The organism is Pseudomonas sp. SH10-3B, assembly GCF_019891415.1.
In the GTDB taxonomy this organism is placed as follows: Bacteria; Pseudomonadota; Gammaproteobacteria; order Pseudomonadales; family Pseudomonadaceae; genus Aquipseudomonas.
This window is the reverse complement of the sequence record NZ_JAFLXD010000002.1, coordinates 131,192-151,983: the sequence shown is the minus strand read 5'-3', so window position 1 is coordinate 151,983 and position 20,792 is coordinate 131,192. Positions and strand designations below refer to the sequence as shown.

Here is a 20,792-nt window from a genome sequence, read left to right as displayed (position 1 = left end):
GGAGGTGTTCAATGGGATGCCCTCGTATGGCGATTGGCTTAGAAGTCGTAGGCCAGCTTGGTGTACCAGTAGCCGCCGCCGGGGTAGAACGGCGGGTTACCGTAGGGCGCCAGGCCCAGGTTGCTGTAGACGGCGTGCCGGTCGGGGCGCACGTCGAAGATGTTGGTGCCGCCGATGCTGACGGTGATCTGGTCGACGAAGGTGTAGCTGACGTCCAGGTCGGTGATCCATTTCGCACCGAAGCTGCGGTCGCCGGTGGGGTTGACCGCCAGGGTCTTGACCGCGCCATAGCGACTGGTCTGCAGGTTCACGGCGAGGTCCTCGACCTTCCAGTTGGCGCCCAGGATCCATTTGGTCTTGGGCGAGGCTTGCGTGAGATCGCCTTCGCGGTCGCGGCCCACCAGGGTGACGCCGGAGTTGGCCAGCGCACTCGGGGTGTCCCGGGTGCCTTCGATAGTGGTCTTGTTCCAGTTGAAGCCCAGGCTCCAGCGCACATCGCCCCAGGCATCCAGCGGCGTGGTGTGGTCGGCGACCACGTCCAGGCCACGGGTGCGGGTATCGAACGCGTTGGTGTAGTAGTTGACCCAGGTCCCCGAGGGCACGCCTTGGGCGGTGAGGATGCCGTTGATCACGCCGTTGCCCTGATCGTAGATATTGCTGGTCAGGGCGATGCGGTCGTCGATGTCGATCAGGTAAGCGTCGGCGGTGATGCTGGTGCGCGGTGCCGGCTGCCAGGTCAAGCCCAGTCCGAGGTTGCGTGACTTTTCCGGCTTGAGGTCATCGCCGCCCAAGGCCTTGGCCAGGTTGCTGCCCGACGGGGTCAGGCGGGTCACGGCAGGCACCACGTTGCCGTTCACGTCGACGGCCACCCGGTTGTCGGCCACGGTGTAGCCGATCTGGGTCAGTGACGGTGCACGGAAGCCGGTGCCGACGGTGCCGCGCACGGCCACGCTGTCGGTCAGTTCGTAGCGCGAATTCACTTTGAGGCCGAAGGTGTTGCCCGAGTCGTCATCGTAATGTTCGATGCGCCCGGCGACATCGAGAAACCAGCGTTCGGTCAGGTCGAAGCCCAGGTCCAGGTAGCCGGCGTAGTTGTTGCGGATCAAGCTGACTTCATCCTCCGGGCGAATCGTCACCGCCGCCTGTGCGCCCGATGCCGCCGGGTAGGTGCCGGTGATATAGGCCTCGGGGTCACCGGCGAAGGTGCTGAAATGTTCCCAGCGATGCTCCAGGCCGGCCGACACCTGCACCGGCGAGGTCAGGTTGAACAGGCTGTCGTAGCGGCGGGTGATGTCCAGGTTGTTCACCCACTGCTCGAAGCGGAAGGTCGCCAGGTTGTCGAACTTGGTCGGCGAGGCGGTGCCCAGGGACGGGTTTATATTCAGGTCGCTGGAATGGTGGACGTTGTTGCGTCCGTAGGTGGTGCTCAGGTCCCAGTTCCACTCGGCCGCTTGGCCCTTGCCGCCGAACAGCAGTTGGTAGTCGCGGTCCTTGATGTTGTTCAGTGGGTAGTAACCGTCGGGGAACACCTCGGGCACGGCGGCCCGGCCGGTCGGCAGGCGGAAGTAGTTGGCGGCCTCGGCATCGCGCTCGCCGTAGGTGGAGAACGAGTAGAGCGTCAGGTCTTCCAGGGGCAGTTCGGCGTTGTAGGCGAGGTTGAAGGCCTTCAGGTCCGGGTCGCCGTTCTTGATGGCCACGCGGTCCCAGGCCGCTTCCTTGGCGGGGTCGTTGAAGGCGCGCACGCTGCTGTCGGCCTTGTCGTTCCACGCTGCTTCGCCGCGTTTGCGTGCGTCTGCAGAGAGGTGGAAAAAGCCGCCGTCGCCGAGCTTGAAACCCTGGTCGCCGGCCACCTTGATCGTTTCCCCCTGGCCGGAAAACAACTGCCCATAACTGGTTTCCAGGTGCCCGCCGCTGTTGCCGGTCTTGAGGATGATATTGATCACCCCGGCCACGGCGTCAGAACCGTACTGGGCCGCCGCGCTGTCTTTGAGCACCTCGATGTGGTCCACCGAACTGACCGGAATCAGGTCGATGTCCACCGCATTGGCGCCGCTGTTGTCGATCGAGCCGCGCTGACCGGTGGCGCCGTTGTGCCGGCGTTTGCCGTTGACCAGCACCAGGGTGTAGGCCGGACCAAGGCTGCGGTTGCTCAGCGGGCGGGTCACCGAGTTGTAGCCGGCGATATTGGTGCCGAAGTTGAACGACGGCAGCAGCTTGGCAATCGCCTCGGACAACTCGGCACGCCCGGTCTTGAGCAACTGCTCGCTGTTGATCACATCAATCGGCGCCGGGCTGTCGGCCACTGTGCGCTGCTGGCCACGCAGGCCGGTGGAGATCACGGTGACGGTGCCAAGCTGGGCATCCTCGGCGGCGGCCTCGGCGAAGGAGGGCGCGCCTGCCAGCAGCAGGGAGCTGGTCAGCAGTGACAGGTGGAATTTTCTGAGGGGCAGTGGGGAGGTGAGGTCTGGCATGTCGGAAAGGGTCCATGTAAGCCTGCTGAAGGCTCCTGGTGGTCGGGGTACGTCCTCCGCCAGGCATGGGGTCGGTCTGTGAAATGAAGATATCTCTATAAAAAACCTTGGGGAAAGTCTTTTTTGGAATAAGCTAATTATTATAAATTGTTATCTTGTGAATTTATAAAATCATCTATTTTTATTATGTGGTGATGCCTTGCCATGGCGGGAACGTTCGGCTCACAAAACAGCGGATCGACGAACGCGTATCAAGACATTTCGCCGCCCAAGGCACTGGCAAACCGCCCGCCGCGGCGTATCGCGCTGCGTCGTATCAGCATACCTCCAGGGTATTCATGCAGACCTTATCCATATTGGACGGTCGCAACCCCAGGCATCAGCCTGAGCCCGGTAACTGACAGAGGCGCAACCCTGAGCGTGCTTTTAAGTGAGCACATCCAGGTTCACGCCCTGGCGAGCATCGTGACCTCGGCTCACGCGCACTCCACCTGCAGACATTGACTCACAACAACAAAAAAGAGAGCACTGCCATGCGTACCCATGATGTCCATTCGATTATTGATAATGCGCCGTTCAATCGTTTTCACTGGTTGGTCCTGAGCCTGTGTGCGCTGCTGTTGATCTTTGATGGCTATGACCTGTTCATCTACGGCGTGGTCCTGCCGTCGATCATGCGCGAGTGGGGGCTGACACCCATGGAAGCCGGCGTCCTGGGCAGCTATGCGCTGTTCGGCATGATGTTCGGCGCGCTGGTGTTCGGCACCCTGGCGGACCGTTGGGGCCGCAAGAAGGGCATCGTGTTCTGTTTTGTGTTGTTCAGCATTGCCACCGTGGTCAACGGCTTTGCCAGCAGCCCCACCGAGTTCGGCATCTGCCGCTTTATCGCCGGGCTCGGCTGTGGCGGATTGATGCCCAACGCTGCGGCCCTGATCAACGAATATGCGCCGAAGAAAGTGCGTAGCACCCTGATGGCGGTCATGTTCGGCGGTTATTCCCTAGGGGGCATGCTGGCGGCCAGCGTGGGGATTTTCATGCTGCCGAGCTTCGGTTGGTCGTCGATGTTTTTCGTCGCAGTGATCCCGCTGCTGCTGTTGCCGCTGATTATGTACTGGTTGCCTGAATCCATCGCTTTCCTGATCCGCCAGGGCCGCGTGGAACAGGCACGGGTGCTGCTTAATCGCTTGTCGCCGGGTACCCCGATCAATGCGGGGGACGAGTTGCTCATCACCGACGGCAAAGGCCAGGGCGCCTCGGTGATGGCGCTGTTTCGCGAAGGTTTGGCGGTGCGCACGGCGATGATCTGGACGGCGTTTTTCTGCTGCCTGCTGATGGTCTATGCCTTGAGCTCGTGGCTGCCCAAGCTGATGGCCGGCGCCGGCTACAGCCTGGGCTCAAGCCTGTCGTTCCTGATTGCGCTGAACCTGGGCGGGATGGCAGGCGCACTCATCGGCGGTTGGTTGGGGGATCGGCTGAACCTGGTGAAGGTGGTGATCGGCTTTTTTATCGCTGCGGTGCTATCGATCAGCCTCTTGGGCATCAACAGTCCGATGCCGGTCCTGTACCTGCTGATCTTTATCGCGGGCGCTACCACCATCGGCACGCAAATCCTGCTGTACGCGGGGGCGGCGCAACTCTATGGCCTTTCCATGCGTGCCACGGGCCTGGGCTGGGCGTCCGGCGTCGGTCGCAATGGCGCCATCGTCGGCCCGCTGCTGGGCGGTGCGCTGATGGCAATCGAACTGCCCCTGCAATTGAACTTCATGGCTTTCGCCATTCCCGGTGCCATTGCGGCGCTGGCGATGACTGTGTTCGCCTTGAATGAGCGGCGCAGCGCTGTCGCGTTGCCGGCTGCCCAGCTCACTTCAACGCCGGATCTCCAGCGTTAAGTCGCTTCCACGACTGCGTCACCACCAGCGCCTGACGAGCCGGGCAATCTGTTGCATGCCGCGACTCAGGGAGGCGTGGGTTAAAACTCGGTGATGACGGTCACACCTGCCGTCTCGAAGCGGTCCATATTCATCAACGCGTCGATGGACTGCTCAAGGCTGATGGTTTTACCCACGAGTTTTTCAGGCGTCAGCTTGCCTGAGGTGATCATCTCGATCATGGCGTCATAGCGATGCGCTTGCATCCCGTGGCTACCGTAGATCTCAAGCTCGTGCGCGATGACCTTGCTCATGGGCACCGCTGGCGTGGCGTGATCGGCGAGCATCAGCCCCACCTGGATGTGTTTGCCGCGACGGCGCAGGTTGTTGATGGAGTTGAAACACGTGGTTGGGTGGCCCAATGCGTCCAGCGACACGTGGGCGCCGCCTTGAGTGATTTCCAGCACGGCTTCGCTGACGTCCGCGACGCACTGGGCATTAATGGTCGCGACGGCGCCGAGTGCGCGTGCCAGTTCGAGTTTTTCCTGGGAAATATCGATGGCGATCACGTTCGCGCCGATGGCTTGGGCGATCATCACGGCAGACAGGCCTACGCCTCCGCAGCCGTGGACCGCTACCCACTGACCGGCGCTGACTTTGCCTTGGTCAACGACTGCACGGAACGAGGTGGCGAAGCGACAACCCAGGCTTGCAGCGGTAGCGAAGTCCATGCTCTCAGGCAACGCGACCAAGTTCAGGTCGGCCTGATGGATGCCGACGTATTCGGCAAAAGAACCCCAATGGGTGAAGCCGGGTTGGAACTGCGTGTGGCACACCTGCTGATTGCCGCTGTTGCACTCTGCACAAGCACCACACCCGCCCACGAATGGCACAGTCACACGGTCGCCGACCTTCCACCGCGTGACGTCGTTGCCCACCTCGGCCACGATGCCCGCCAGCTCATGACCCGGTACATGCGGCAGTTCAATGTCGGGGTCATGACCTTTCCAGCCATGCCAGTCGCTGCGGCACACCCCGGTGCCAAGGACCTGGATCACCACACCATGACGCTCCGGGGACGGATCTGCCACGTTCATCAGGCGCGGTGGCTTGGAAAAGGCTTCGTAGACGACTGCTTTCATTCAAATTACCTATGTTTGGATGGGCGATGCGACCTGTCTCCAGCACCCTCGGCTCGCTTCCCAAGCAGCACGATCCAGGCATTTCCATTATGAATGAACGCCTTGAAATTACTCTTCAAGTTGCAATTGACGGAGCGCAAGAATTGAAATTAACCTTCATTTTTAAGCCTGAATATGAGGAATTATTTCATGATTGACCAGCTTGATAAGGCCGATATTGCGATCTCAGAGCGTCTGCAGCGGGACGGCAAGCTGTCGAATGTCAAGCTGGCCGAGCAGCTCTCGCTTAGCGAAGCGTCCTGTTGGCGCAAGCAAAGACGGCTTGAAGAATGCGGCGTTATCGAGGGATACCAAGCCATTCTCAATCGAAAGAAACTCGGGCTGGGCCTGAAGGCTTTTGTCCAGATCTCGTGCACTGATCACAGCGAAGAAGCCACGGCGACGTTTGAAAGGATTATCCGGGCGGCCCCACAGGTACTGAGTTGCCATAACACAACGGGGGAGGCGGACTTTCTGCTTGAGGTGGTTGCACGGGATTTGGACAGCTATAGCGGCTTTGTTGAAAAAGTCCTCAGGAAGCTGCCTGGCGTTTCAAGCATTCGGTCGAACCTCTCCTTGCGAGAGCTGAAGACCACCAATCGACTGCCCGTCACCGAGCTCTTGAGTATCTGAGTGTTGTCGGGCCGGGCGCGAAGCTGCTTATCCTGGCCCTGGCTTGCAGGCGAATTGACGATATGAGGGACTGTCTACTCGACTAAACTCCACCCGAGCTGCTCCTGACAGCGCCTGGTGAGACTTGATGATTGCCCATACCCCCACGCTTTTTGCCTGCGTCGCCTTAGTGGCGACGATCATGGCGTTTTGTCTGATATTGGTCGGCCAGTTCAACCAGCGTGACGGCTTGCTGACCATTGGCTTTGGTTTGTTAGCGCATGCCCTGGCATACGTGGGATATACCCTATACGGCCACGCCCCGTTGTGGTTGACCTACGGGGCGGCGAACACATTGCTGGCGGTTGCGCTGGCCTTTTACGGGGCCAGCATCTTTCGGATCGTTGAATTGCCCGTCTCTTGGTGGCGGATATTTGCGCCTGCTGCATTGATGCTCGCATTGATGGTCAGCCTGATCGACACGCTGGAGCCGCGAATGCTGGCCGCCACGCTTGTGTTGATGGTGCAGTGCGCCTTGATCATTTACTGGACGCGCCGCTACATCCCCGCTCAGGGGCGTGCGCGCATGCTATTGATCATCGGATCGAGTATCAGCCTGATCGGTTTGGGCATGCGGGTGGTCGCTATCATCGGCGGCGGGGCTGCCGAGATGCGCTATGACGTCAGTAACCTCAAGCAAACCATTTCGGTCAGTATCGGCACGTTCACCGCAATGATGATTTCCCTCGGACTGGTGCTGCTCGCCAAGGAACGCAGTGAGTCACTATTCCAGCGCCTGGCGCTAAGGGATGTGCTGACCGGGATTCTCAATCGCAGGGCTGTACTCGAACAGTTTTCCAAAGAGATAGAGCGCGCGCGTCGAGACGCTTCCTACCTGGCGGTGGCGATGGTCGACATCGACCATTTCAAGCAAATCAACGATGTGTATGGACACCTGGCGGGTGATGAGGTGATTTGCCACTGCGTCAACCATCTCACCCAGCGACTTCGTGAATCCGACAGCATTGGTCGTTATGGGGGCGAGGAGTTTTTGGTGTTGCTTCCCCGCACCAGCCCCGAAGACGCCGTGGCGGTCCTGGACGCGTTGCGCGCGTCGGTGGCTGAGTCACCGGCTCGGTTTGGCGAGGCAGTTATCTCACTGCGCATCAGTATCGGAGTTTGCTGCGTGGTGCCAGACGACGTCGACACCACGGCCAGCCTGCTTGCCCGTGCGGATGCCGCTCTTTATGAAGCCAAGGGGCTGGGACGCAACACCTTGTGTCTGGCACCGCCGCACGAGCAGCACGGTAAAACTAACCCCGTTTGTGTCATCGAGCAGTGAGCGGGGACGGTCTTGTTTCACAAGCCTGAAGGTGAGCTTTGCCCGTGGCTGTTCGAACACTTCTCCCGGACGTTGAATGGAGACCCTACAAAAGCTTTACTTCATGCTTATCGGTGCATCGGCTGCACGAATCAGGATGATCATTAGCTTAAATCATGTAAATCTCGGCCCAAGGGAGGCGTCAAAGACCATTCAGAAAATCTTACCTTCAACCCTTGGCGCTGGGGTGTGCAGCAAATAGGGCCCACCTGGTAACTTTCCGCCTCTGGAAAGGGTGCAAGTCTGAGCAGTGGCCAACTCACTCCATCTGTTGAATATTGCAAGCGCAGCACACCATCGGAAACGGTCACACGAAGCCAAAAATTGCCTGGGTCTCCAGGAAAGCAGCCTGGCGTCCAGTCTGACCGGCCTTGGGTGAGCACGCTGCTGATCATTGGGTTTCCATCGTTAAACTCTATTCCGGCCTTGACCCAGGTCTGTTCATTGAGCCTGACCATAATCCCCGCTTGATCATAAAGCTCGCGGAACTCGGCGCTGACTCTCACTTGAGCGGTGAAGCCACCCGTTGTTTTAAACCCTAGAAAATGCCCGCTATCTCGTATGAATCCATAGTGAGTTTCACGCCAAAAATCGGTCTGGAAATCCGTAATCACTTCCAATGAGTCATCTGAATAGGCGAGGCAATGGCTCGGCTCATTCAGCCAGTTGGCAGTTCGCCAAATTGACTCTTCAAAACGCTGACTGATCGCTGCAATCCGTTTTTTACCCACCGAACTTGCCTCCGTAATTTGATCGCTGAATATTGGTAATCTCTTATTCGTCCGAAATATTAGTCAAGGGTTTGCTGGGATTTTCCATTTTGAGCCCTCACTTTGAGTGGCGTACTTCCAGTCCACGCTTGAAAGGCGCGAGCAAAAGCGTTGGAGTCCTCGAACCCCTCAAGCTCGAAGGTCACTCCTAACCTTCGAGGCGGCGTCATGGCCCTCTCTGATCATTGCCCTTTGAGAGCAATTGCCACTGCCGCTGAAAGGGAGGTCGTGGCTCTGCCGATCAGCGTCGAAAGCTGATGGCTGTCGTCGAAAAGTGCGCCTTTGGATGCGCTGATATCGCAGCCCGCCAGGGCATGTGCGAGCGGCTCCGGGAGGCCGAAATTGATTAACGCAGAGGCGTAGTCACTTTCAGGCAAGTTCTTGTAGGGAATGTTCCTACCCGTTTGCCGAGAAACCTCGGCTGCGAGTTCCGATAACGTCCAGGCGCTGTCACCCGCCAACTCGTAAACCTTCCCCTCTTGATCGCCGCGGGTCAGCACGACGGCAGCAGCCTGGGCGAAATCTTCCCGTGTCGCCGCGGCAATCTTTCCGTCACCGGCACTGCCGATAAATACACCGGCCGATAACGCGCCAGCGATAAAGCCGGTGTAGTTCTCGGTATACCAACCATGACGCAATATCGTGAATGCCAACCCCGACGCTTTGAGCTCGGCTTCCGTTTGCCGATGCTCCTCGGCGAGGCTCAATGAAGAGGTATCCGCGTGCAGTAAACTTGTATAAACAACGCGATTCACACCGGCTTGCTTTGCGGCGTTGATGACATTTCGATGCTGTGAGAGTCGCTTGCCTATTTCGCTCGAGGAAATAAGTAGAAGCGTGTCGACTCCGTTGAGCGCCGCGACCAGCGTTGTCGGATTGTCGTAGTCGGCAGCCCGTGCGTCCACGCCTAGATCACTGGCCTTGTCAGGGCTGCGCACCAGCGCGACCAGGTTGGACGCGGGGACTTTTTGCTTGAGTTGCTGGACAACGAGGCGACCCAGTTGGCCGGTGGCTCCGGTGACGGCGATCATGAGCGGTTCCTTTTACAAAAAGTGATAGAGCAGGCAGAGTAGGGCCTTAACTAACTTTTCGTAAGTACGTACCTAAAGGTAAGTAAGCATGTCAGATTCCGAGCCCTCGGGAGCAACCCGTCCCGCAACAGTGGCCAACCGGCTGCGCAGCGGTGAATTATTCGACCCGGATTGTCCTTCAAGGATTGTGCTCCAGCACGTCAGCAGCCGCTGGGGAGTATTGGTATTGGTGGCCTTGCTCGCGGGTACGCATCGCTTCAGCGATCTGCGTCGCAAGATTGGCGGCGTCAGCGAAAAGATGCTTGCGCAGACCCTCCAGTTTTTGGAACTCGATGGTTTCGTCCTGCGCAAATCCTATCCGGTTGTGCCACCTCACGTTGAGTACAGCCTTACCCCTATGGGAACTGAAGTAGCCCGCCATGTTGAAGGCCTGGTTGACTGGATCGAAGGCAATCTGCCAAAGATTTTGGATGAACAACGTTCTCGCCAGATTTCATAACGGGCTTGCGACCTCTGATTGAGCACTCAGGCGGGACTTTAGGTGAGAGGCCCTCCAATCCGATAGTCAGGCGGTCAGTTCCCGATTCATGGCAACAATGTCCTCGTGTGTGAAATGGCCACCGGGCGTCATGAACGTGGCCATCAGGGCATCCCGGTTTTGAGGCGCCCTCAACTTATCTGCCGCGCACAAGGCCGACTTCAACGCTGGCAACTTGAGTTCGGTGCAATAGGCAGGTGTACCTGGTTGCTGACGCCACGAGTCTTCCAGGCCACCAGCGGCAAGCGCGGTGAAGCCGGTATCCTCTACAAGATCTTGCGCGATCCTCTGAGCATTGATGTCACCGCCAGCGACAGGTAAGGCTATGCGTGAGGAGGACCCGACGGGTTGGCCGTGGTCGGCAAGCGTTGCTGCGAGGACGGCGTTCCATGCCTTAACAACCGGGTGGCCAATCTGCTCGCTTACCCAAACGCTTTCGGGCTTGCCGTCGTCCACCTCTTTGATCGCCCCGTCTCGTTCGGGATAGTAATTGGAGGTGTCGATGATGACGACCCTCTCGGGAATACGGCTCAATGTTTGCCGCAGATCCGGGTACTTTGCAAAGGGGATCGAGAGGATCACGGCTTCCACGTCGGAGACTGCATCTTCTTTGGTCACCGCGTGTACACCGATTTTGTTGGCAAGGTTCTCAAGGGTATGGGGACTCTTCGAGTTTGCCAGTTTGACTTCATGGCCGCACGCAGCGAGCTTTCGGGCAAGAGTTGCGCCAATGTTGCCTGCGCCGATAATTCCGATTTTCATTTCAATCGCATCCTCACCTACGAACAATAATCAAGCTATTAAGCGGTGCCGATCAATTCTTGAGCGCTGCGAAATGAGCGCTTCAAATTGATTTTCCATGGCACCGCTCTCGAGATCCATCATGGCGACGGCGAACTTATCTGTTTAAAACTGAGCACGCTGAGCGAGCACCCATTGAGTGTCCAGGTAAGCAGCAGAGGCTACTCATACGGTTGACGTCATTCTGCCGGTGGTTTGTAGTCCGCAAGCATTTTCAAGACCTCATCATGTGATCCGTTCGCTTCAGCAAACCGTAAGGGTTTGGCGCGCTCGACGACAAGTTCGCGTGGGGTCGGAGAGATCTCGAGCAGTTCGAAGATTTCATCCAAAAACTCCTCCAGGGGCATGGCGTGTTCGTCGTTTTCCTGCCCCAGTAAAGTGGTACGCACCCCCGGCGGCGCAAGCTCTATAACCTCAACCGGCGAGTTCTCTAGCTGAACTCGAAGACTTTGAGTGAACGAGTGAACTGCAGCTTTGGTTGCGCTGTAGGTAGGTGTTGCAGGCAGCGGGACAAATGCCAAGGCCGAACTGACATTCACAATCGTTGCACTGGGCTGCTTGATCAAGTGGGGAGTGAACGCGTAAACCATACGAATCGTGCCAAGTAAGTTCGTGGTCACGATATCTTCGGCCGTGCTCAGGCTTTGCGGATCAGTCAGATCCTCCCAGTGCATGATCCCGGCGTTGTTTATAAGGACGTTCAGATTCGGATGGCTGGCCGCAAGCGCTGTACTGCTGCGTTGGATGGATTGTGGATCGCAGACGTCCAGCACGACGGATTCAATCCCCGGATGCTCCGACACGATCTTGTCGAGCAGAGCCTTGCGACGACCTGCAATGATGACGGTGTTGCCCGCCTTGTGAAGCCTGAGCGCCAGACCGAGGCCGATGCCTGAGGTGCCGCCAGTAACCAGAATCGTGTTGCCAGTGCTGTTCATAGTAAACTCCAGAAACGACGCTTAAACGGACAAGTGTCCGCTTGATGAAAATTACCGGACAATTGTCCGATTAGCAATGCAATGAAGGAAAACTTTGCCCATGACTGACGAATTGGTGATGCGTTCTGACGCCAAGAAAAACCGCGAACGGATACTGGAAGTCGCTGTGCTCGAGCTGACCAGCGATCCTGCGGTTGCGTTGAGCACGATTGCGAAGAAGGCCGGGGTGGGGCAGGGCACGTTCTATCGCCACTTCGCCACCCGAGAGAAACTGGTATTCGAGGTCTATCAATTCGAGATGCAACAGGTGGCATCGTTGGCGGAACAGCTTCTCGCGACAAAACCGCCCAAGGAGGCCCTGCGGGAATGGATGGACAGCCTCGCTGAATACGCAATGACAAAGGCAGGACTCGCTGCTGCGATTCAACAAGCTGCGTCTGTTTACGAGTTCCCAGGGAAATCGGGATATGCTCCAGTCCAGGCCGCCGCCGAGTTGCTTTTGAGGGCGAATGAAAAGGCCGGAACTATTCGTAGCGGGATTACTAACGACGATTTCTTTCTAGCCATTGCTGGCATATGGCAAATGGATGCCCAGAGTGAATGGCGCTCGCGTCTCGCCAGATTGATGAACCTGGTGATGGATGGTCTGTGCGCTGGCAGCCCCGAGAGCCTGAAGAAAAACGTGTAGCCTTTAGGGCAGCCCTATTGCCAGCAACCTAGTGGTCACTCCGCCCGCCCGTTCAGGTTCAATTTGAATCGTGCCCTGACTTCAAGTAGGTCTTGGCCCACTCACGATAGTTATCCGAGAGCGTGTATTTTGAAAGCAGCTCAGGAAGGGAAAGCTCGTTTGCGTGTGTGCCGCTTTGTTCGCGCAGCGCCTCGTAGGTCGCTTTGATTGCGGACAAATAAGGGGCATGCCCATTGACCACGACCCGCACATTGGCGGCACTCAGTTTCTCGACATCACTCAGGGCCGGATTGCCGTAGTTGATCAGCATGATGGGCACGCTGAGGTGTGCCGTGAGTGCTTCCAGGTGCTGGAAATCCTTAACGCCAACCAGGCAAATTGCATCTGCCCCAGCCTTCTGATAGGCCGCAGTGCGAGCGATGGAGTCTTCCAACGTGGTAGCGGCCACATTCGTTCTGGCAATGATGCTGAGCGCATCATCTGAACGGGCAAATCGCGCAGCGTAGATCTTGGCTGCGGCTTCTTGCCTTTCGATAAGCACGTTCGACTGCTCGTCGTACTTGGCCGGGAGGTGGGTGTCTTCCAGCGTCAGAGCGGCAACACCGGCTTTCTGAAGCTCGGTCACTGTTCGCATGACATTAAGTGCGTTACCGAACCCATGATCAGCGTCGCCGATGATTGGGATCTGACTGGCCCGCCCGACTCTAGAAACCTGTTCAACGTATTCATCAAGCGTGAGCAGTGCAATGTCAGGTGCCCCGAGCACTTGAAGCGAGGCGACGGAACCACCTTGGATGGCAACCTCAAAGCCAAGGTCGGACGCCATACGAACCGAGATAGGATCGAATACGGACGCGGCAAATTTACAGGCGGTTCCGTGAAGTAAGTCACCAAACGTCTTGCGCAATTCATGATGAGATCGCTCGATCATTTTTTCGGCTCCATCCACTTCATTCGCGGTCTTCGTTGGGATCGTCCCGCGTTGAACGAGACCTGGAAATCACGACCGGTCATGGCCATGGTTGACGCGCAAATGACCGGTAAATTGTGCTGATTACTTTTGCGGCAACAGTGCTTTGCGCACTGCTTTTTGGTGTTTCATTGCGGCAATTTCACGCTCGCAGGCTTCGACGTCAAAGGAATTGTCCCATTTGGCAATGGCGATGGTGCCGATACCGTTGCCGATCAGGTTGGTCACGGCACGCGCTTCGTTGAGGAAGCGGTCGATGCCCAACAGCAGGACAAGGCCTACCAACGGAATGGAGTGGATGGTCGTGAGCGTTGCCGCAAGGGTTATGAACCCGGCACCCGCCACGCCAGCGGAGCCTTTTGAGGTCAGCAGGAAGACACCCAGCAGAATCATCTGATCCATAAACGTCAGGGGCGTATTGGTTGCCTGTGCGATAAAAATCGCCGCCATGGTGAGGTAAATGCAGGTGCCATCCGCATTGAACGCATATCCAGTGGGTAGCACCATGCCCACCACTGACTTCTTGCAGCCCAGCTTTTCAAGTTTCACCATCATTCGCGGAAGCACGGCCTCGGTTGAGCAGGTGCCAAGCGTGATGAGAATTTCATCTTTGAAATAACGCAGAAATTGCATAAGCGGCATGCCCGACCATCTAGCGACCGTCCCCAGTACGACCACGATGAAAATCAAGGTGGTGATGTAGAGCGCGACCAGCAACTGGCCGAGTGACAGCAAGGTACCAATTCCGTACTTGCCTATCGTGAACGCCATCCCGGCGCCGGCGCCAATCGGCGCCAGGCGCATAACCATTGCTACGATCTTGAACAGTCCTTGCAGAAACAAGTCGATGGTATTGATCAGCGGTTTGCTGGTTTCACCCATTTGAACGAGGGCGATGCCCATCAATACCGAAATCAAGATGACCTGAAGCATGACGCCATTGGAGAATGCGCCAATGAAGGTGCTCGGGATGATGTTGAGAAAGAAATCGATAGTCCCGCCCTGCTCACTGGCGGCTTGGCTGTACTTGGCGATAGCGCTGGCATCAAGCGTGGTAGCGTTGATATTCATCCCGGCGCCTGGCTTTACGACATTGACCACAATAAGGCCTATGACCAGCGCAATGGTTGAAAGGATTTCAAAGTAGAGCAGCGCCTTGACGCCGATCCGCCCGACCTCCTTGATGCTGCCCATCTTGGCGATACCCACCACGACAGTACCGAAAATAATCGGCGCCAACAGCATTTTGATGAGTTTGATAAAGCCATCCGCAAAAGGTTGAAGCTTGGCTCCGAATTGCGGTTCAAAGTGACCGATTGCAGCGCCGATGACGATACCGATCAGCACCTGCACATACAGCTGGCTGTACCAGCGGGACTTGGACATTTCCACGGAAGCACCTCATTTTATTTTTGTGATGGGCATGTGGTTTGGCGTCAGTGGATGACGCCTGAGTCTGCGGCCCCTTTAAAAGAAACCGCAGACCGAGGTTGTTAGCCTTCGCCTAACTCGCGCATGACCGCGTACAAGGCGGACTTGGCTTCGAAACCAACACCTGGAATATCCGGCAGGCCGACATAACTATTTTCCACCTTGATTCCGTCGGCGAAGCCGCCGAAAGGCTGGAACACGTCGGGGTAAGATTCGTTGCCACCCAGGTGCAGGCCGGCTGCGATGTTCAGGGACATCTGGTGGCCACCATGGGGAACCACGCGGCGGGAAGACCAGCCCATGTCTTCCATCACTTTCAGGGTGCGCATGTACTCCACCAGCCCGTAGGACAGGGCGCAGTCGAACTGGAGGAAGTCGCGATCAGGGCGCATTCCACCGTGACGCAGAAGGTTACGGGCATCCTGGTGGGAGAACAGGTTTTCCCCGGTGGCCATGGGCAGCTCATAGTGATTGGCGAGCTCAGCCTGAAGTGCGTAGTCCAGCGGGTCGCCGATCTCCTCGTACCAGAAGAGGTTGTACTGCTTGATGGCTTCCGCGTAAGCAATACCGGTCTGTAGATCGAAACGACCGTTGGCATCGACCGCCAGTCGACGGCCGTCACCAACCACTTCAAGCACCGCTTCGATGCGACGAATATCCTCATCCAGCGGTACTGCCCCAATCTTCATTTTGACGACGTCGTAGCCACGATCCAGATAGCTCTGCATTTCTGCTTTGAGCTTGGTCTGGTCTTTACCTGGGTAGTAATACCCACCGGCTGCGTAGACCCAGACCTTGTCATCTGCCACGCCGTTACGGTAGCGGTCAGCCAGCAGGCGATACAGAGGTTTGCCCTCAATCTTGGCGACGGCATCCCATACAGCCATGTCGATGGTGCCAACCGCGACCGAGCGCTCGCCGTGGCCGCCTGGCTTTTCGTTGGTCATCAGGGTTTTCCAGATGGCGAACGGATCCAGGTTGTTGTTTTCATGGTCGACGAGCGTGTCAGGATCAGCTTCCGTGATACGCGCCAGGAAACGGTCCCGCATCAGAGCGCCTTGGCCATAGCGGCCATTGGAGTTGAAACCGTAGCCGATGACGGGTTTGCCATCGCGAATCACATCGGTGATGACCGCGACGACCGAGCAGGTCATCTTGGAAAAATCGATATAGGCATTGGCAATTGGGGAGGCAATGGAAACTGTTTTTTCACGGATGTCTACGATACGCATAACGGGCTCCTCTTGTTGTTTGTGGCCCCACGTTATGCTTTGCGATGTCACCCGCCCAATGCTATTAATGCCGGACCCTATGCACAGGAGGCATGGCCCCTTGGAACTCGTTTGGCTTGAAGATCTTTCAGCGCTTGCGGAGTACGGCAGCTTTGTCCGTGCCGCTGAGGCACGCCATGTTACTCAGCCAGCCTTCAGTCGAAGAGTACGCTCACTGGAGAATTGGATGGGCGTCGAGTTGTTTGTGCGCACACCACAAGGCGCAACCCTTACCGAGGCCGGAAGGCAAATTTTGCCCAGTGCTCAGGAAGCGGCTCGACACTTGTACAGGATGCGCAACGAGGCTCAAGAGGTAGCAGGAATCGCCGCCAAGTCGTTGCAATTCGCGGCAACTCATTCGCTGTCGTTTACGTTTTTTCCCAAGTGGCTTCGAAGCTCAGAAAACGGTGCCCCCATTGAGGCAGTGAAACTGCACTCGGACAGCATGGCCGTCTGTGAGCAGATGCTGATACATGGTCAGGTTCAGTTCCTGCTCTGCCACCGCCATCCCGACGTTCCGCCTTTACTGGCGCCTGATCAGTTCACCAACAAGAAGGTGGGGGAGGACGTCCTCGTTCCGCTTGCGAGTGCTTCCACTCACTTCGGCACCTCGCCCGCGGCATTGCCATACCTCGCATACACCCATGAGTCTGGACTGGGACGTATCGTCGCCCACAGGTTGCGTGGCAAGGAAGATTACCTTCACCTCAAGCCGCTTTTCAGCAGCCACCTTGCAGCGGTACTCATGTCCATGGCCCTGGAAAGCAAAGGTGTGGCGTGGCTGCCCAAGAGCCTTACCGAGCAAGAAGTGCTTGATGGGCGCTTAGTCAGAGCGCTCGACGAAAGCTGGGACATACCTCTGGAAATTCATCTGACCCGCCCGAAAGCAATCCTCAGTCAATCTGCTGAAGAGTTTTGGAGCCGGGCGGGTAGTGACGCGCAAGCTCCCACATGACGAGCGCCCAGTTACGCGCACTACCCAAGCGGGTCTTTATCTTCACGTCGGATGACTGAGCGACGGAGGTTTTCTGGCTCCCGCTGCAGAGTTTAACCAGAGCAGCATGGCGGCGAGAGAGGCCGCGACTATCAGCGTAAGCCACATGATGACCAGCAGGGTGAAGGTGACACTGTTGTTTAACTCGCGAAAAATGCCGAAGGCAAAAGCCGTGTACCAAGACACCCCTGAAACTGCACCGGATGCGAGAAATAAGGCCGCTCTTTTGCGGGATACGCCAAAGAGCAGGGGGCGACTCAGGTCGCGTAGGGCTTCTGGCAGCACAAGCGCGTGGATGATTATTCCATTGAGGGTCAGCACGATCACCACAATGACCTTCGCCCAGAGTTTGGGGTTTTCAAACTTTTCCGGCGACTCCATCGCGTAAAGGGCAAGGAAACCAAGGCCTGAAAGCCACAGAAGACAGAGTCCAATAGTGACCGCATCGCTGATGAAGTGAAAGGTGCGTCCGATTTCAACCGGCAGGCTACCCCGGCGCATCCAACGCAAGATCCAGAGGTCCAGCATCGTCGCCCCACCAAGACCGAAGCACATGCCGAGCAGGTGTATACCTATAAGGAGTGTCAGCACTTTTAGCTGTGGGAGTGGAGCCGGCAATGGAACGCTCAGCGCGGGTGTGTCGGCGAGTAAGTAGCCACTGCCGGACAGCGCAAGCAGGCCGCCTAAAATCATGAAAGACGTGCGTATCTTCATTTATTACGGCCTTGGACGAGTGTTTTTAGTTGGACGCGTGCGCAGTTTATTGACTGGAACAGGCGGATCAAGCGGCTGCTATTTGCAGCGTTGCTGCAACCAGGAAGATAGGTTTCGGGTTAAATGAGGCCAGCGACGATAGCGCCCCATCAGCAGGTTGCACGGGCGTAGACCCTGCTCAGGAAGGGACCGGTGCTTGGGCATCGATCAGGTTCCGGCTCTTGAGCTCCTCCCAAAAGGCTGCTGGGATACCGACCTTCATCGCCTGCACATTGGAAACGATCTGCCCCGGCGTGCGGGCACCCGGAATGATCGCTGACACTTGCGGATGTGCTGCCGCGAACTGCAGGGCGGCAGTATGAATGTCGATGCCATGTCGTTTGGCAACCGCCATGATTCGTGCGCGCTTTTCCACCGCCCCTGCAGGCAGATCCAAGCTGAAGTTATACCGGCTGCGCCCTCCCAGGAATCCGTCGTTCAGTGGTGTTCCAACCACAACGCTGGTGCCCTTCCTGCTCAACGCCGGAAAGGTGTTGCGTAACGCATCGCCGTGCTCAAGGAGCGAATACTGGCAGGCAAGCAACACGATGTCGGGAGTCGGGTCATCACCGGCCATTGCCTGGACCACAGCATTCGGCGTATTGACGCCGAAGCCCCATGCCTTGATGAGGCCCTCATCACGCATCTTTTCAAGCTCAACCATCGCCCCCGTGCGCGCAATGCGATACGCCGCGTCCCAACCGCCTTCCAGTTCGCTGTTATCGGGCGAGATGTCATGGATAAAGACGATATCGATACGCTGCAGCCCCAGCCGCTGCAGGCTGTCTTCCACGGAACGCCGTGCGCCTGCTGCGGTGTAGTCATACCGGTAGTTGAAGGGCGCGGGTGACTTCCAGATGGCATGGTCTGCGCGCGGGCCACCCGCGGCCGTCAATACGCGACCGACTTTGGTGGACACCACATAGTCGTCTGGATTTTTGCCGCGCAGGAAGCGGCCTAGACGATATTCACTCAGGCCAAACCCGTAGAACGGCGAGGTGTCGTAAAGCCTTACACCTGCCTCCCAAGCAGCTTGCAGAACCGAGCCCGCCTGCTCGTCGCTGAGCGGCGCAAAGATATTGCCGATCTGCGTCCCGCCCATGCCAAAGCGTTGAGGCGTCATGTATCGCAGGGTAGGCGAGGGCGAATTGGAGGGCAGGTCTGTGCGCACTGGCCGGCCTTCAGTCCGCATCACGCTCCCGCGCTCTGTCAGTAAAGCGGGCGCTGGGGCTGCCGAACTTGCGATACTCGAGGCTGGCAGCAAAGCGGCTGCAACAGTACCCACTGCCGAGTAAGTAAGAAAATCTCGTCTGTCCATCCAACGTTCCTTTCGCGACCGAGGTTTCACGGGATCATCGAAGCCGGTATTCGTACTGGAAGTTAGAACAACGAGGGTTGGCCGGGTGACCCTAATACGCCATATTTTTTGCACAATCCTGCCGATACGCTTGTGCTGAGCAGGCACTCTCAGCAGACTCGAGCATTCCGTAAACAGGGGCGCATGTAATGACGAGCGGTTCCTTCTCGCAGTTCGGTTCCGGCCATCTGCATTCTCTGGCGTTGCGTGATCCCATCCAGCCCAACGAGCGTCTCCAGGCACTCAGGCGGCTGATCGAAAAAGTCACCCGGCAGATTGGTTTGAACGAGGTCTGCAAAACATCCATTCCAGGTCTGGCCTTTTATCGAATGGCTGACCTGGGTACGCCCACTTACTGCATTTATGAGCCTTGCGTGGCGATCATTCTGCAGGGCGCGAAGGAGATCACGTTCGGCGAGGAGGCCTGTGAGTTCGGGCAGGGGGCGTTCTTCGTCACGTCGGTCGACATCCCCACACTGGCCCGTGTTACTGCTGCCAGCGAGGAAACCCCCTATTTATCCGTCGTGTTGAAGCTCAACCTTTCCATGCTCAACGAGGTGATCCAGACTTTGGAACCGCCTGCGCAGGAAATGACTACTGAAGCGCGTGGCTTCGTATCCGGTGCGGCGTCGAGTGAGATGCTCGATGCATTCGCTCGACTCGCTACGCTGATCGAACGGCCGCTTGAAGCAGGCTTGATGTCGGATCTGATCAAGCGGGAAATATGCGTTCGGCTATTGCTAAGTAGTGCAGGGCAGTGGCTGCGCAGCGTCACGCGCGACGGTTATCGAGACAAGGGCATCGTGAGAGCCATTGAATGGCTGAAACATCACTACGACAAACCGCTGCACGTGGCTGATCTTGCCGAACGATCAGGAATGGCCAGCTCTACGCTGCATCACAGTTTTCGCAAGCTGACAGGCACCAGCCCTGTTCAGTATCAAAAAGCGTTACGGCTGCAAGCCGCACGCAGCCTGATGTTGACCGATCGGATAGACGTGAACACCGCCGCGTTGCGCGTCGGCTATGAAAGTGTCGCTCAATTCAGCCGTGAGTATGCCCGGCGTTTCGGAGCCCCGCCCTCGAGAGACATCAAGCACGTACGGGAGCAGGGTGGAATGCTCGACTAGCGGCGCTTCAAAGGGGAATGTGGGTGGTCGACAAGACCTGACGCAAGCCCATGAACGATCGAATCTGGCGAACCCCTGGCAGGTACAGCAATTGTTCCGCGTGGAGCCGGTTGAAACTGTTGCTGTCCTTGGTTCGTATCAACATGAAGTAGTCGAATTCCCCCGTCACCACATGGCACTCCATGCAGCCGGACACTTTTTGTGCGGCTGCCTCGAATGCGGCGAAGGATTCCGGTGTGGAGCGGTCCAGCACCACGCCGATCAACACCACCATTCCCGCATCCAGCGTGACAGTGTCCAGCAGTGCGACGATGCCTTTGATCAGGCCGACTTGCTTGAGCCGCTCGACGCGCCTGAGGCACGCAGGTGCACTCAATTTCACCTTTTCTGCCAGCGCCACATTGGAGATGGACGCATCTCGCTGCAGGGCCTTGAGAATGGCGCGGTCGGTTCGATCCAGCGGCTGCGGCACCGGGGCTGATACGCTTGGCTTCTTGCGAGTGTTTATTGCGTTCATAACTGTTTATTCGCAATTAAAGTATGTTTGATATTTATAGTGAGAAATTATAGTTCTTCAAGTGATAAAAGTTTGCAAGACATCTTTTTG

20 protein-coding genes are annotated in these 20,792 nt (G+C 57.3%); 8 read left to right on the top strand and 12 right to left on the bottom strand.

The window, feature by feature from the left end; all coding sequences use genetic code 11:
* Nucleotides 1–38: 38 nt before the first annotated feature.
* Nucleotides 39–2,471: a TonB-dependent receptor gene (locus tag J1G35_RS02670; protein WP_223013313.1), complete on the bottom strand. Its 2,433-nt coding sequence runs from the start codon at nt 2,469–2,471 to the stop codon at nt 39–41.
* 533 nt (nt 2,472–3,004) lie between these two features.
* Here J1G35_RS02670 and J1G35_RS02665 point away from each other — a divergent pair.
* A complete protein-coding gene (locus J1G35_RS02665) occupies nt 3,005–4,360 on the top strand; it encodes an aromatic acid/H+ symport family MFS transporter (protein ID WP_223013311.1) in 1,356 nt (451 codons plus the stop codon).
* An 80-nt stretch (nt 4,361–4,440) separates the two neighbouring features.
* On the opposite strand, the gene J1G35_RS02660 is transcribed toward J1G35_RS02665, so the two are convergent.
* Nucleotides 4,441–5,481: a zinc-dependent alcohol dehydrogenase family protein gene (locus tag J1G35_RS02660; protein WP_223013309.1), complete on the bottom strand. Its 1,041-nt coding sequence runs from the start codon at nt 5,479–5,481 to the stop codon at nt 4,441–4,443.
* Between the two features lie 26 nt (nt 5,482–5,507).
* On the opposite strand from J1G35_RS02660, the gene J1G35_RS02655 reads away from it, so the two are divergent.
* From J1G35_RS02655 to J1G35_RS02645, 3 genes are all read left to right on the top strand, one after another.
* The gene (locus J1G35_RS02655) at nt 5,508–5,678 is read left to right on the top strand and encodes a hypothetical protein (RefSeq protein WP_223013307.1); all 171 of its coding nucleotides are present in this window, start codon (nt 5,508–5,510) and stop codon (nt 5,676–5,678) included.
* A complete protein-coding gene (locus J1G35_RS02650) occupies nt 5,671–6,153 on the top strand; it encodes an Lrp/AsnC family transcriptional regulator (RefSeq protein WP_053138978.1) in 483 nt (160 codons plus the stop codon). Before J1G35_RS02655 ends, J1G35_RS02650 begins: the two co-directional genes overlap by 8 nt.
* Nucleotides 6,154–6,280: 127 nt before the next feature.
* Nucleotides 6,281–7,474: a GGDEF domain-containing protein gene (locus J1G35_RS02645; RefSeq protein ID WP_223013305.1), complete on the top strand. Its 1,194-nt coding sequence runs from the start codon at nt 6,281–6,283 to the stop codon at nt 7,472–7,474.
* 143 nt (nt 7,475–7,617) lie between these two features.
* Here the strand turns inward: J1G35_RS02645 and J1G35_RS02640 are convergent, their stop codons facing one another.
* Together J1G35_RS02640 and J1G35_RS02635 are read right to left on the bottom strand one after the other, a co-directional pair.
* On the bottom strand, nt 7,618–8,196 hold the full coding sequence (locus J1G35_RS02640) for a DUF1349 domain-containing protein (protein ID WP_223013447.1): 579 nt from the start codon (nt 8,194–8,196) through the stop codon (nt 7,618–7,620).
* 269 nt (nt 8,197–8,465) lie between these two features.
* Nucleotides 8,466–9,314 carry an SDR family oxidoreductase gene (locus tag J1G35_RS02635; protein WP_223013303.1) on the bottom strand — a complete coding sequence of 283 codons (849 nt, stop codon included), beginning with the start codon at nt 9,312–9,314 and terminating at the stop codon, nt 8,466–8,468.
* 88 nt (nt 9,315–9,402) lie between these two features.
* Here J1G35_RS02635 and J1G35_RS02630 point away from each other — a divergent pair, with 88 nt between their 5' ends.
* Nucleotides 9,403–9,813 (top strand): helix-turn-helix domain-containing protein, encoded by a 411-nt coding sequence (locus tag J1G35_RS02630; RefSeq protein WP_053138985.1) that lies wholly within the window; start codon nt 9,403–9,405, stop codon nt 9,811–9,813.
* A gap of 66 nt (nt 9,814–9,879) precedes the next feature.
* On the opposite strand, the gene J1G35_RS02625 is transcribed toward J1G35_RS02630, so the two are convergent.
* Complete coding sequence (locus J1G35_RS02625; protein WP_347709448.1) at nt 9,880–10,620, bottom strand: NAD(P)-binding domain-containing protein; 741 nt, start codon at nt 10,618–10,620, stop codon at nt 9,880–9,882.
* Nucleotides 10,621–10,832: 212 nt separating this feature from the next.
* On the bottom strand, nt 10,833–11,591 hold the full coding sequence (locus J1G35_RS02620; RefSeq protein ID WP_223013299.1) for an SDR family NAD(P)-dependent oxidoreductase: 759 nt from the start codon (nt 11,589–11,591) through the stop codon (nt 10,833–10,835).
* Between the two features lie 100 nt (nt 11,592–11,691).
* On the opposite strand from J1G35_RS02620, the gene J1G35_RS02615 reads away from it, so the two are divergent.
* Entirely contained in the window at nt 11,692–12,279 is a 588-nt protein-coding gene (locus tag J1G35_RS02615; protein ID WP_027603413.1) for a TetR/AcrR family transcriptional regulator, read from the top strand.
* Between the two features lie 58 nt (nt 12,280–12,337).
* Here J1G35_RS02615 and J1G35_RS02610 read toward each other — a convergent pair whose 3' ends face one another.
* From J1G35_RS02610 to J1G35_RS02600, 3 genes are all read right to left on the bottom strand, one after another.
* Nucleotides 12,338–13,210 carry an isocitrate lyase/phosphoenolpyruvate mutase family protein gene (locus tag J1G35_RS02610; protein WP_223013298.1) on the bottom strand — a complete coding sequence of 291 codons (873 nt, stop codon included), beginning with the start codon at nt 13,208–13,210 and terminating at the stop codon, nt 12,338–12,340.
* Nucleotides 13,211–13,333: 123 nt separating this feature from the next.
* A complete protein-coding gene (gene dctA / locus J1G35_RS02605) occupies nt 13,334–14,641 on the bottom strand; it encodes a C4-dicarboxylate transporter DctA (protein WP_223013296.1) in 1,308 nt (435 codons plus the stop codon).
* A 101-nt stretch (nt 14,642–14,742) separates the two neighbouring features.
* Nucleotides 14,743–15,912, bottom strand: coding sequence for a mandelate racemase/muconate lactonizing enzyme family protein (locus J1G35_RS02600; protein WP_065939592.1), 1,170 nt, complete (start codon nt 15,910–15,912; stop codon nt 14,743–14,745).
* A 100-nt stretch (nt 15,913–16,012) separates the two neighbouring features.
* On the opposite strand from J1G35_RS02600, the gene J1G35_RS02595 reads away from it, so the two are divergent.
* On the top strand, nt 16,013–16,906 hold the full coding sequence (locus J1G35_RS02595) for a LysR family transcriptional regulator (RefSeq protein WP_223013294.1): 894 nt from the start codon (nt 16,013–16,015) through the stop codon (nt 16,904–16,906).
* A gap of 42 nt (nt 16,907–16,948) precedes the next feature.
* Here the strand turns inward: J1G35_RS02595 and J1G35_RS02590 are convergent, their stop codons facing one another.
* A complete protein-coding gene (locus tag J1G35_RS02590) occupies nt 16,949–17,659 on the bottom strand; it encodes a hypothetical protein (protein ID WP_223013292.1) in 711 nt (236 codons plus the stop codon).
* A 178-nt stretch (nt 17,660–17,837) separates the two neighbouring features.
* Nucleotides 17,838–19,016: an aldo/keto reductase gene (locus J1G35_RS02585; protein ID WP_223013290.1), complete on the bottom strand. Its 1,179-nt coding sequence runs from the start codon at nt 19,014–19,016 to the stop codon at nt 17,838–17,840.
* Nucleotides 19,017–19,204: 188 nt separating this feature from the next.
* Here J1G35_RS02585 and J1G35_RS02580 point away from each other — a divergent pair, with 188 nt between their 5' ends.
* A complete protein-coding gene (locus J1G35_RS02580) occupies nt 19,205–20,185 on the top strand; it encodes an AraC family transcriptional regulator (RefSeq protein ID WP_223013288.1) in 981 nt (326 codons plus the stop codon).
* Between the two features lie 7 nt (nt 20,186–20,192).
* On the opposite strand, the gene J1G35_RS02575 is transcribed toward J1G35_RS02580, so the two are convergent.
* On the bottom strand, nt 20,193–20,702 hold the full coding sequence (locus J1G35_RS02575) for an Lrp/AsnC family transcriptional regulator (RefSeq protein ID WP_223013286.1): 510 nt from the start codon (nt 20,700–20,702) through the stop codon (nt 20,193–20,195).
* Nucleotides 20,703–20,792 lie beyond the last annotated feature (90 nt).